This window comes from Lyngbya sp. PCC 8106 (genome assembly GCF_000169095.1).
GTDB lineage: Bacteria > Cyanobacteriota > Cyanobacteriia > Cyanobacteriales > Microcoleaceae > Capilliphycus.
In genome coordinates this window covers 34,861-47,490 of record NZ_AAVU01000051.1, presented here as the reverse complement: position 1 = coordinate 47,490, position 12,630 = coordinate 34,861, and the positions used below count along the sequence as shown (strand labels likewise).

9 protein-coding genes are annotated in these 12,630 nt (G+C 44.4%); 4 read left to right on the top strand and 5 right to left on the bottom strand.

Annotated elements, in window-relative coordinates; genetic code table 11:
* Together L8106_RS25095 and L8106_RS25090 are read right to left on the bottom strand one after the other, a co-directional pair.
* Positions 1-202 (bottom strand): BolA/IbaG family iron-sulfur metabolism protein (locus L8106_RS25095; RefSeq protein WP_009787324.1); only part of this gene is annotated, 202 nt, incomplete at its 3' end.
* Between the two features lie 44 nt (positions 203-246).
* Positions 247-912 carry a hypothetical protein gene (locus tag L8106_RS25090; protein ID WP_009787323.1) on the bottom strand — a complete coding sequence of 222 codons (666 nt, stop codon included), beginning with the start codon at positions 910-912 and terminating at the stop codon, positions 247-249.
* 222 nt (positions 913-1,134) lie between these two features.
* Between L8106_RS25090 and L8106_RS25085 the strand changes: the two genes are divergently transcribed.
* Both L8106_RS25085 and argJ read left to right on the top strand, forming a co-directional pair.
* Complete coding sequence (locus L8106_RS25085) at positions 1,135-3,258, top strand: S8 family serine peptidase (RefSeq protein ID WP_039897197.1); 2,124 nt, start codon at positions 1,135-1,137, stop codon at positions 3,256-3,258.
* 481 nt (positions 3,259-3,739) lie between these two features.
* Entirely contained in the window at positions 3,740-4,981 is a 1,242-nt protein-coding gene (gene argJ / locus L8106_RS25080; RefSeq protein ID WP_009787321.1) for a bifunctional ornithine acetyltransferase/N-acetylglutamate synthase, read from the top strand.
* A gap of 144 nt (positions 4,982-5,125) precedes the next feature.
* On the opposite strand, the gene L8106_RS25075 is transcribed toward argJ, so the two are convergent.
* Positions 5,126-7,387 (bottom strand): polysaccharide biosynthesis tyrosine autokinase, encoded by a 2,262-nt coding sequence (locus L8106_RS25075; RefSeq protein WP_009787320.1) that lies wholly within the window; start codon positions 7,385-7,387, stop codon positions 5,126-5,128.
* A gap of 180 nt (positions 7,388-7,567) precedes the next feature.
* Entirely contained in the window at positions 7,568-8,992 is a 1,425-nt protein-coding gene (locus L8106_RS25070) for an SLBB domain-containing protein (RefSeq protein ID WP_156803821.1), read from the bottom strand.
* Between the two features lie 617 nt (positions 8,993-9,609).
* On the opposite strand from L8106_RS25070, the gene L8106_RS25065 reads away from it, so the two are divergent.
* Together L8106_RS25065 and L8106_RS25060 are read left to right on the top strand one after the other, a co-directional pair.
* Positions 9,610-10,815, top strand: a complete 1,206-nt coding sequence (locus tag L8106_RS25065; protein WP_009787318.1) for a glycosyltransferase family 2 protein — start codon at positions 9,610-9,612, stop codon at positions 10,813-10,815.
* Between the two features lie 134 nt (positions 10,816-10,949).
* Entirely contained in the window at positions 10,950-12,155 is a 1,206-nt protein-coding gene (locus L8106_RS25060) for a glycosyltransferase (protein ID WP_009787316.1), read from the top strand.
* Here L8106_RS25060 and L8106_RS25055 read toward each other — a convergent pair.
* The gene (locus tag L8106_RS25055) at positions 12,140-12,610 is read right to left on the bottom strand and encodes a cyclopropane-fatty-acyl-phospholipid synthase family protein (RefSeq protein WP_009787315.1); all 471 of its coding nucleotides are present in this window, start codon (positions 12,608-12,610) and stop codon (positions 12,140-12,142) included. The two genes, L8106_RS25060 and L8106_RS25055, sit on opposite strands and share 16 nt — an antisense overlap.
* Positions 12,611-12,630: the final 20 nt, after the last annotated feature.

Genomic DNA, 12,630 nt, shown 5'->3' with positions numbered 1-12,630 from the left:
CATGGATCACTTCTGTATCCATCGCCTCTTTCACTGCACTATAAACCATTTGATGCTGTTTAACCAGCGTTTTTCCCTCAAACTCAGAAGAAACCACAACCGCCTGAAGGTGATCGCCACCCCCTGTCAAATCTTGAACCTGAACCATGGAACCTGGCAATTTCGACTGAATCATTGCCTCAACCTGACCTAGAGTGAGCATACACTTTCTCAATAGACGACCGTATGCTTTATTTTATCGAAAAATTACTGAGCAGAAGACGTCGATTGTTCAGTCGATTCATTTCCGGGTAGAGGAGAATCCACAAATCCCAATTCTAACAACTGCTGATAAGCCTTCTTCCCTAAGTCCCGAGTCGGAGCTTGAGAACGAATAATTTGAATCAACAAAGGGACTGCCAGTTCCGGTTGATTTTGAGCGCGATGCACTAAAGCCAGTTGATAAGTCGCATCATCCCGCATCTGAGCCGTCTGTCGAGCATTATTACGATGTTGATCCGCAACTCGGTTATCAATTCCTGAAAAGCTAGTCGCTAACTGTTGATAAAAATTAGACAACTGATTAAAAACCTGACGAGCTTCTTGTAGTTTGGTAGCAGCTTCAGTGTAATTTTCTCTAGCCACAGCTTGGCTAGCTTCTTCAAGCAGACGCTTACCCCCCTGTATACTCAGAAAACTATCGTCTAATGCCAGAGGACGCATCTCATTGGGGTCCATCGGTTGAACTCCTTCCCCTGAAACCGGATTAGAAAATTCAACAGATTCATCTATCGTTGGATTCTCATCTAGAGTTTCGGGCAAAGACTCCTGAGCCAGAACATTGATCGGCATCAACATCATCCCGAGCGCCCAAACCAAAACAGACCAATGGGCTGTAAAGCGGAGAGGGTAGACAGTTGCGGAAGATTCCATGGCTGAGAGAGCGCAATCGCGCAACGGCAAGTGGGTAAGTAGAAAGAATTTTATCATTTTAGCTTCCTATTTTAAGATTTTTTTAGATTGTCTACGCTCAACCCGCACAAGTTATAGTTTTGAGTGGCTCCGGATTTTCTCCAACGCCAACCGCTAACCATCCAGATTCAATCAGTCTAGGTGGTGAATGAGAATTTAGGTTTAAAAAAAGGTTACTTCATTATGACATCACCGGAGAACTCATTGAATATCAGCACCAGAGAACACAGAGGAATAGGAGTTTCAGAAGAAAAGATCGGTTCCATTTTACAGCGAGGCGGTGAAGAAATGAGCGTTGAGAAACTGCCGAATCGATTCACCGTACAAATGTCAATGGATGGACGAGCCTTAGAGGATTTCTCTCTAGGGGCAATTCCGATGGTTTATACCAGCAACACTCTCCCGGAACTAGAGGAAATCGAAGTCGCCCCCGATCAACTTGATCAAGCCATGGAACTGGTACGACAGTCCGGAAAAGTCGCCTTTGCCAGTCATGTCTACCGAGTAGAAAACGATCCGGGTATGGTCTTTTACCTCAGCGATCAAGTGACGATTCAATTTGATGAGTCTGTAGAGGAGGCGAAGCGCAACTCAATCGCCTCTGCTGTTGGCTTAGAATACCTCAAACCAATAGACGGAGTGGATAACGCTTTTGTTTATCGAGTCACGTCCAAAGCGAGTGAAAATCCAATCAAGATTTCTAATTATCTCAAGTGGAATCCGGAAGTTTTAATCGCTGAACCCAATATTATCGTCCGTTCTCAATCCTACTATCGCCCCGGCGATTCGCTCTACACCAAACAATGGTATCTCAATCACAATGGTGGTTCTTCCCAACTCGGCGTTAACTCTCATATTGGTGTCGAACAAGCTTGGGATGTTACCCGAGGCGTGCGATCAGTCGTTATCGCTATAGCCGATGATTCTGTAGACTTAAATCATCCCGACTTTCAAGGTATGGGTAAAATTGTCGCCCCCCTGGACTTGAAAGGCCGTGATCTTCTACCCATGCCCGAAGCCGCCTCCGATAATCATGGTACAGCTTGTGCTGGAGTCGCCCTGGCTGAAGAAAATGGTCGCGGAGTTGTGGGGGTTGCGCCCGGTTGTGCATTAATGGCAATTCGAACAACGGGTTATCTTGATGATGAATCCGTCGAACAAATTTTTAACTGGGCGATTCAAAGAGGTGCATCGGTTGTTTCCTGTAGTTGGGGGGCGAGTGCGGTCTATTTTCCCCTGTCCCTGCGACAAAGTGCTGCAATGACCAAAGCCGCTAAACAAGGGCGCAAAGGCAAAGGATGTGTGATTATCTTCGCCGCCGGAAACGCTAACCGTCCGATTAATGGTCTTCTCAATGAACAAGGCTGGCCAAATGATGTGATTAAAGGTCAGGTTAAATGGTTAGCCGGATTTGCGGTTCATCCTGATGTGATTGCAGTTTCAGCTTGTAATAGTCTTAATAAAAAGTCAGCTTATAGTAACTGGGGAACCGGAATTTCTGTCTGTGCGCCCAGTAATAACGCCCCTCCAGGAATGTGGCTACCCGAAACCGGATACATTGGTACTCCCCCGACCATTCGGACTTCTTTACAAGGGTTAGGCGTGTTTACCACCGATCGCATGGGTGCCGCCGGGTATGACCAATCAGATTTTACTCCCTATTTTGGGGGAACTTCCAGTGCTACCCCTGTTGTTGCTGGAGTTGCGGCTTTAGTCTTGTCCGCGAACCCCGATCTCACCGCCCAAGAAGTCCGACGAATTTTAGAACAAACGGCGGATAAAGTGGTTGATCCTGACCCCGATCCCCAATTAGGGGTTCGTCTGGGAAGTTATGATCGCAATGGTTATTCTCAGTGGTTTGGCTACGGTAAAGTGAATGCTTATCAAGCCGTGAGAATGGCACAAAGTCAACGAGTGACTTTTCAAAAACCTTCTCGGCGTATGGTTGAAACCAATAATCAAACCCTAGAAATTCCCGATGATAATCCCTCAGGCATTAAAAGCTCGATCATCATTTCTGAAACCTCTCCGCTGCAAGATCTTCAAGTCACCTTAGAAATTGAACATAGCTTTTTGGGTGATATTGAGGTGTGGTTGGTAGCGCCCAATGGGGAAAAAGTGTTACTCCAAAATCGGATGTTGGGTCGTCAAACGCAGTTGCAAAAGACCTATTCACTGCAAACAACACCCTATTTAAGGCAGTTTCTTAATCTTTCACCCCAAGGAAATTGGCAACTTTGGGTGATTGACTGCGCCTTCGGAAATACCGGACAATTAAAACAGTGGAAACTGGACTTAGGGCTTTAGTTCTTGATCAATAATCAAAAATAAATTGCCCCGACTAATTCCTGTTCAAAAGTCGTGAGGTCAGAAGTCAAAATATCCCCACCTCCTGAAGCCGGGCTGTTTCATTCCCGAGTTAAAAATTGCCGAGGGTGATGGGGTGCGGGGGTTAGTTGGGGTGACGGGGGTGACGGGGTGATGGGGAGAGGTATTTTTTCAACATGAAAAATAGCTTTTTATTAATAAAAATCCTCCCTACCTCCGGTCCCTGCCTACCTCCGGTCCCTGCCTACCTCCGGTCCCTCCCAACCTCCCCCTGCACCCAACCTCCCCATCTCCCAACCTCCCCACCTCCCCACAAATCAAGTTTTAGGGTTAGAACGCGCACAGTCCTGCCTCCTGAAGGGCGACTAAAAGCCTATTGCCTTTAGGCAGAGGTAGGTTACAATAAAGGGCTTGAAACGCTAATTGCCTCTGTAGAAAGTGACAGGGGGGAGGGGAAACCATGTCAGATTGGACTGAGATTTCAGGGGGTATAACTGCACCCAGAGGATATCAAGCCTCTGGTATCGTTGCGGGATTAAAACCATCGGGCGCACCAGATTTGGCATTAATATTGTCGGATGTCGATGCGATCGCCGCAGGAGTCTTTACAACCTCGCAAGTTCGAGCCGCCTGTGTCGATTATTGTCGCCAACAACTACAAGCTCGATCCAGTGCAAGGGCGATTTTATGTAATGCGGGACAGGCAAATGCGGCAACCGGAGAACAAGGATGGCTCGATGCGGTCGAAAGCGCCGAAGTCTTAGCTAAGGCCTTGAATATTGCCCCAGAATCGGTCTTACTGGCTTCGACAGGGGTAATCGGTCAACGCATTAAAATGGATGCCCTCAAAGCGGCTATTCCGCAGTTAGTGGCAGAAGCTTCAGAGTCGGGAGGAGAAGCCGCATCCCGTGCCATTATTACCACCGATTTAGTCACAAAATCTATTGCTCTAGAAACAACGTTTGGCGATCGCCCCGTTCGCATTGGGGGAATTTCTAAAGGGTCTGGAATGATTCATCCCAATATGGCGACGATGCTCGGGTTTGTCACTTGTGATGCAGCCGTTTCGCCTCCGCTATGGCAAGAAATGTTGAGTCGAGCCACTAATCGCAGCTTTAATCAGATTACCGTTGATGGGGATACCAGTACCAACGATACTTTGATTGCGTTAGCCAATGGTCAATCTCGTACTCCTGCAATTACAGGGAAAGGGCCAGAAGCAGATCAACTCGAAGCCATGCTCACCGCAGTTTGTGAACATTTAGCCAAAGCGATCGCTCGCGATGGTGAAGGGGCGACTTGTTTGATTGAAGTACAAGTCAGTGGCGCACCAGATGAACCCGATGCTCGTCAAGTGGCGAAAACGATCGTCGGATCATCACTGGTGAAATCAGCAATTTTTGGTCATGATCCCAATTGGGGAAGAATTGCCGCCGCTGCCGGACGGGCTGGAGTCAACTTTAAGCAAGAAGATCTACGGATTCAATTGGGAGATTTTGTTCTCATGGAAAAGGGTCAACCTTTACCGTTTGATCGAGCCGCAGCCAGTCAGTATTTGACACAAGCATCGGCTGGAGAATATCTCAAAAGTGATACCGTTTTGATTCAGGTGAAGTTAGGAAATGGTTCAGGCGTGGGGAAAGCTTGGGGATGTGATTTGAGTTATGACTATGTGAAGATCAACGCCGAATACACGACCTAACCCCTTAAGTCTGTTGTGAAGATGGCTACCCTGATGTTTTCTTAATTCAGTTCAATGCTTCAACAGCAAGTCTTTACTTCCTGTTGTTGCTGTCTGACGAAAACAGACAGGAAACAAACACCGATGACTTGCTGAGAGTGAGACTTAGATCAACGGTTCCATCTCTTCTGTGTTCTGGACAGAAATTGTCTGTGCTAAGTAAGGAGCATTTTTACGGTCGGAGTAGCGCTGGGTATGGTTAACCACTACACCTAAACAGGGGAGATGAAACTTATTGAGTTGAGCTAGTACATTCTCAGTGACAGATTGATGGGTTTTGGCGATTCCGACCACCATAATCAAACCATCGAGATGTCCGGTGAGAAAAGTCCCATCGGTATAGTCTTTTAACTGAGGTGTATCGTAAATTACCAGATCAAACGTCTTCTGAAGTTCATCGACGATATGCCGCATCTGAGCTGAACCTAAGAGTTTAATTGCCCCCGCAGTTGGTGTTCCCGCAGTTAAGGCAAATAGGTTATCTGCCATCGCCGACTGTTGAATGAGAATACTCGGAGCAATGCGGCTATCAGTCAGAAGATTGCTTAGTCCTTTTTGGTTCGGTAAACCTAAGCTTTGATGGAGTTGAGGATGACGTAAGTTGGCATCAACAATTAATACTTTTTGACCCATACTCGCAATGGTTTGAGCCAGATGTAAAGCAACCATGGATTTTCCATCTCCAGACTCAGCCGAACAAACCGCCAAGGAACGTAAAGGAGAATCTCCATAGAGAAAGCGGATATTCGCATAGAGCGCATCAAAAGCATCCATAAATTGAGAGAGCTTCTGCTCTGAACTCCCGAATAAGTTCAGAGCAGATTGTCGTTTCTGGCGGGGAATAATCCCTAAAATAGGCTGTTTGATCGCATCTTTGAGATCATCTATGCTGTAGAAAATATTGTGGAGTTTCTCGATTAAAAGGGCGAGAGCTAATCCAACCGCTAAACCCCCACCTAGACCCATGATTAACTTTTGCGATCCCCCATCACCTTCACCTTCTGTAACTTGGGGTGGAGAAATCACTTCCCAAGGAATATTATCTTGAGCTGAGTCTAGGAGTAGTCTTTCTCGCTGTTCGAGCAGTCGCCGGAGGTTTCCATTTGCGAGTTCAAGTTGTTGTTGTAATTCCGCATATCGACGAGAAATACTCGGGAAAACTTGAGCTTGTTGTTCAAACTGGGATTGAGATTGCTCTAGTCCAGCTAAACGAACTTCAAGCATTTGGATTTGATTGCTGACATCCACAAGCTGTCCAATCAGTTGCTGACGAATTGAACTTTGAAATCCTAAAACTGAAGAACTTGGCGAAATTGTTGAGGAATTTTCGCCTAAAACTCTTTGTGTTTCTTGATCCAGTAATCGCTGAATATTAGCTCGTTGTTGCAGGAGTAATTGCATCTCCGGCGTATTATTATTATAAACCGCAGACTGTTTCGCAATTTCGTTTTCAATTCCTGCTAAACTGGCTAATAATTGAGTTCGGTTGGGAGCTTCACTCAAGGATGAAGCCGCAATCGCTTCATCGGGGTTTAAATTCAGTTTAGCTTGCAAATTGTTGTACTGAGTTGTTAATTCTTGAAGTTGTCTTTGAGTTTCATTTCGTTGAGTCTCAAGTTGGCGAATTTGTTCATAGAGTTCTTCTCCCCGAGTTTGGGGATTAAAGAGTTGATAATCTTGTTGCAAGTTTTGGAGTTGATTTTGATAGCTATTCACCCGTCTTTCTAAGTCCGGGAGTTGAGTATCAATGTATTTTATCCCTTCACGAAGACCACTACTACGCTCCTCTACACTATATCTTAAATACCGTTCAGCCGTTTCTTGTAAGACTAGCTCAATCAAATCCTGATCTAAGCCTTCGTATTGAATTTCCAGAATTTTAGTTTGATCAAAGCGAATATTTTCCCCAGCCAAACGCTCAACGACTAAGCTCTTTTGAATTGTTTTCAGATTAAAGTCGGGATATTGCGTTTGAACCTGAGCAACAATTTCATCTAAAACTTCTGGACTTTGCAAAATCTCTAGCTGAGTGGGATAATCTAAGTTAAATAAATTATCGTTGGGATTTCCCTGGGTGCGGTTAAGTGTCAAAGGATCAGTCAACTTATCGGTTGAAGTTACCGGTTCGACCAACATCTGAAAATTACCCACGTAAGTTGGAGGTGGATCTTCAATAAACTTGTTAGCCGCAATGGTGGCAATTCCAGCTACCCCAGCAATCAAAATAATTTTTCGCTGAACTGTCCTTAACAAGGGGCCTAAACTCAACCCACCGCCAGTCGAAGAAGCTGTCAACTCCTCCGTCTCATCGGCAAATTGTGAAGCCTTTAGATCATCTGAGTCAATTGCTACAGTATCGCGCTGCATAATTACCTAGAACTTTAAATAGCCTTACTCTATCTTAATCGTTGAGCATTTGAATGACAGCATCAAAAGATGCAGTGTGGAGGGTTGAGATTCCCAAAGATCCTCACAATCTTGCGGGAATTACCCATGACAATTCAAAGCGTCTCTTCATAAAAACTTCCCCCCTAATCAACCTAATAATTAATTTCCAAATAGTCTCAAAAATGCACCCAGAGTGATAATATCTCTTACAGGTCTAAAAAATTCTGATGTGGCATCTCCAAAACGACTTAAACCAGATCGGCTGACCACGACAATATCATTGTTCCGTAAAATCGGATTATTTTGATCGTTTATTCCTTGGGCTAAATCAATAGTAATATTCTCCTGAGTCACTGAACCATCCGGATTTAGGCGAATTAATTCCACCTCTTGTTTACGAGCGCGAATATTATCAAATCCCCCCGCCGCGAGTATAGCCTGATTGAGAGGCGTATTGGGAGGGACTTGCAAAATACCAGGGTCTACCACCTCTCCAACGACATTAACATTAATCGCTTCTGGTGCAAAACTAGCAGTTGCTAAAGCTTCTACTTCCTGTGGATCAATCTCTGAAGCTGTCGGAATTACAATCGTATCCCCTTCTTGCAAAAAAGGATCTTGATTAATATCACCAGACTGAAGTAGTTCCCACAAATTAATCTCAGTCGTTTGTAAGCCTGTTCTTGTAATTCGACGGACTTCTACATTCCGAATATCGGCTGAGTTGGTAATTCCTCCAGCAATTTGAATCGCTTGGGTCACTGTCGGCGGATTGGAGTTATCATTTTCTGCACTCACCGTGTAAACTCCCGGACGAAACACTTGACCGACGACAACCACTTGTAACGGCTGATTTTCTGCTGAAACTAAACCCGATGAAACAATTTGACGAATCTGGGAAGAATCAATACTCACTGCTGTCGGGACATAAATACTATCCCCATCGAGTAAAATTGGGTCTTGGTTCAAACTTCCCTGTTCAAGCAACTCTTGCAGGTTTAACGTCACGACTGAACCATTGGGTGTCATCCGTCGAAGCTGAACACGACTTAAATCCGCCGCCTTTGTTAAACCTCCAGCCAACTGAATCGCTTGTGTGACTCGGGGAAGTTGTCCATCACCCCCCCCGGCTTGACCTGGAACTCCGGCCATCCGATAAGACCCCGGGCGACTCACTTCTCCCGAAATCGCAATCTGTACTGGACGAAATTCAATCAAACTCAGAGTAATCACGGGCTGTTTCAATAATGCACGATATCGCTCAGAGATGCGGGCTTGGGCTTGGGGTAAAGTCAGTCCTTGCACTTGAACCGTACCAATTCCGGGTAAGTTCAGTGTTCCATCCGTTGAAACCAGATATTCCCCGCTATACTTTTCAACTCCAAATACATCCAACCGCAGGCGATCACCTGTACCCAGATTATAGGTACTATCAAGTTGGGGTAACTCTGTCGCATTCGGAGTCTGATTGACGGGAGGAATCAACGGTCGATTTTGGGCAAAAACGGGTAACTGTAGATTCAGACTGAGAATCGTATATAGGGTTAAGTTGGTGACAGATATCCCAATCGATTGCATTTGCATTGTTCTTCGTTTCAAAAAATGATTTGAAGTCTACACCCCTATTTTTACTAAATTAGGCTTTGACCTGTTGATAGACGTCCAAATTAAATCGTCGGTCAGTCATTCTGCACATCTGCTGAACTAATATTAACCTCACTCTGAAATCTGACAGAGACATCAGGCAGCCCTCACTTGATCATGAATTTCTATCGAATCCAGTATAATCCTTCTCTTTAGTGATCGTCAGCCCTTTGCTGTGGTATTTCTACAGTGTCAGTTACAGCAATCTTCTGGCCCGGAGCGATCGCATCTGGATTAATCTATAATTTAACTGAGTTACTTTGGCGATTCTATCAAGCTTAGATTCCCACAAGGGAAAGACTGTGTAAAATTTTTTCGAGTTCATTAAAGCTTTTGTAAAGTTCTACAATTCGCTACTTCAATCGCTGATTCGGGGAAATGAGAGTTAAAATTTTACTAGCCAGCATTTCCCAAAATTTACCCTAAATCTATGGATTTATAGAGACAAAGAACGCTAACTTTATTTGATGATCATGGTTCTGGATAAAAACTTCTCTTGTCATCACCAATTTGACCTGATAAAATTTTAAGAGATAGACGGAAACTAGAGGTCAAGCATGAGCGGGTTCTTAATTGTTTTTATTTTGGGAATAACACTAGGATTAGCAATTCCAATTTTGGTCTTTGTTTTTGAATGTTTTTTGGCTGTATTGCCCAATCTATCTAAGCAGTTAACTCCGAATAACTGCCATCCGCGAGTCACAATTTTGATTCCAGCTCACAATGAAGAATTGGGAATTATTGCTACAATTGAACCTTTATTACCTCAGTTAAAGATCAATGATCAAATTATCGTAATTGCTGATAACTGTACCGATCAAACAGCCGACATTGCCCGTCAAACCGGAGTCACCGTTTTAGAACGCCAAAACCCCGACCAACGTGGAAAAGGCTATGCTTTAGACTATGGTTTGCGCTCCTTAGAAACTGATCCGCCTGATGTTTTAGTGATGGTGGATGCCGATTGTAGAGTTGAACCGGGAACAATAGAACAAATTACCCAAAAAGCCTTGGCTACCGGAAGACCCGTACAAGCTTTATACTTAATGGAAATTCCCGCTCAACCCACACCCAAAGATTCAATCTCAGCATTAGCATTTTTAGTCAAAAATCAAGTTCGTCCTCAAGGACTTGAACGCCTTAATTTTCCCTGTGCTTTAACCGGAACCGGAATGGCTTTTCCTTGGTCACTTCTGGGTCAAATCAGTGTTGCCAGTGGTAATATTGTCGAAGATATGCAGCTTGGTGTCGATTTAGCGATCGCAGGTCATCCACCTTTATACTGTCCCCAAGGGCGAGTAACAGGTATTCTCCCTCAACAGGAACAAGCCGCCACCAAACAAAGAACCCGTTGGGAACACGGACATCTCCAAACCATCCTGACTCAAGTTCCGCGACTCCTAAAAGCCTCCCTTCAGCAAAAACGCCTAGACTTATTTGTGATGGCTTTAGACCTGTTTGTACCGCCTCTGTCTCTACTGGTTATGCTGTGGTTAGGAATAACAGTTATTGCTACAATCATCGGAATTTTAGGTTTATCTTGGCAACCTGCTATTTTTAATGCTATTACAGGTGGACTAATGCTGGTAGCAATTGTAGCAGCGTGGTCAAAATATGGTCGAGAGCGCATTTCGGGTTGGACATTGCTGAGTGTACCTCTGTATATCCTCTGGAAAATTCCGCTTTATTTCGGTTTTCTCGTTAAACGGGAGAAAGAATGGGTTAGAACTGAACGAGATCAAGTCGGGGCTAATTTAAAGTAGGGATGGGTTCTATTTCCTCATCAAAAATATTGACGGCTCCACCCAACTCCTGACTCATTAATTGTGATTTGGGAACAGCTAACATTTCCCCCTCTTCTGACACCTGAAACCTGAAACCTGTCACCTTTAAAACAATGAAAATTGCCTATCTTGTTAACCAATATCCTAAAGTTAGCCATAGCTTCATCCGTCGGGAAATCTTGGCGGTTGAAGCTACAGGAATTGAAGTTCAGAGATTTTCGGTTCGTTCTTTAGAAGATGAATTAGTAGACGAAGCAGATAAACAGGAATGTACCAAAACTAAATTTATTCTCAAAGAAGGAGCAATCGGTTTATTTTTCAGTGTATTGTGGGTAATTATCACTCGTCCCTTTCGTTTCTTTTCTACCCTCGGACTCGCTTTCCAAGTGAGTCAAAAATCTGAACGGGGTATCCTCTATCATCTAATCTATCTGGCAGAAGCCTGTGTGATGTTACGATGGGTTTTAGAGTCACAGGTTGAACATATTCACGTTCACTTTGGGACGAATTCCACAACTGTTGCGATGTTTTGTCACGCTTTAGGAGGGCCAACGTATAGCTTTACTGTTCATGGCCCCGAAGAATTTGATCAACCTCAAGCCATTAATTTAACCGAAAAAATCAATCAAGCTAGTTTTGTTGTCGCTATTAGCTCGTTTGGAAAAAGTCAACTGTATCGCTGGTGTGACTACAAACAATGGTCTAAAATTCAGGTGGTTCGCTGTGGAGTTGATCACCTGTTTCTAGACCAACCTCACGTTCCCATTCCCGATGAACCGCGCTTAGTTTGTATCGGACGTTTGAGTGAACAAAAAGGTCATTTAATCCTCGTTGAAGCGGTTAGCCAACTCGCAGCCCAAGGAATTCAATTTAAGCTTGTATTTGTCGGAGATGGGCCGTTTCGCCAACGAATGGAAACTCTGATTAGTCAACTCAATCTCAAAGATTACATCGAAATTACAGGTTGGGCAACAAATACACAAGTTAGAGAACAAATTTTAGCCGCTCAAGCCCTGATTTTACCGAGTTTTGCAGAAGGACTCCCCGTTGTGTTGATGGAAGCACTGGCTCTAGGACGTCCGGCTTTAACAACCTATGTTGCTGGAATTCCGGAATTGGTTGAACCGAATAAAAGTGGTTGGCTGGTTCCATCCGGTTCGACTGAAGCACTGGCCGCAGCCCTGAAAACTGTTTTACAAACCCCTCGTGAACAACTTGAAGAAATGGGTCGATATGGAGCAGAACAAGTCGCTAATCAGCATAATATTACCACAGAAGCCAACAAGTTAGCCGAATTATTTCGTCAGGTTTGCCAATAATAAAAGGTTGATTCTTCTTCTACGCCTTGGATATGAAACTGATGATCGGGTTTCCAGTCTCCGATCTCAAAATCTCGTGAAATAATGCGAGTTCCTGGTTGGAGTTGGTCAAACTGAGGTTTGAGTTTGAGGTTGAGGTGAGGTAACAGATAAACGTAGACAACTGTTGCTTCGCCGATCTCACTTTCAAATAAATTTTGTAAACGAAATTCTACTCGCGGACTCACTCCGGCAATTTTAGCATTCCTGTTTGCTTCTTCTATTCGTTCTGGATCGATATCGATTCCGACTCCTCTAACACCATAGCGCCCAGCCGCTGCGATCGCAATTCGTCCATCTCCACAGCCGAGATCATAAAAGACATCCTGTTGGTTTAAACTGAGTCTATCGAGCATCGCCGTGACTAATTCTGGCGGTGTGGGAAGATAACCAATATCAAGTTTAAGAGAAACCATAAAAATCTAGAGTTTGTCCA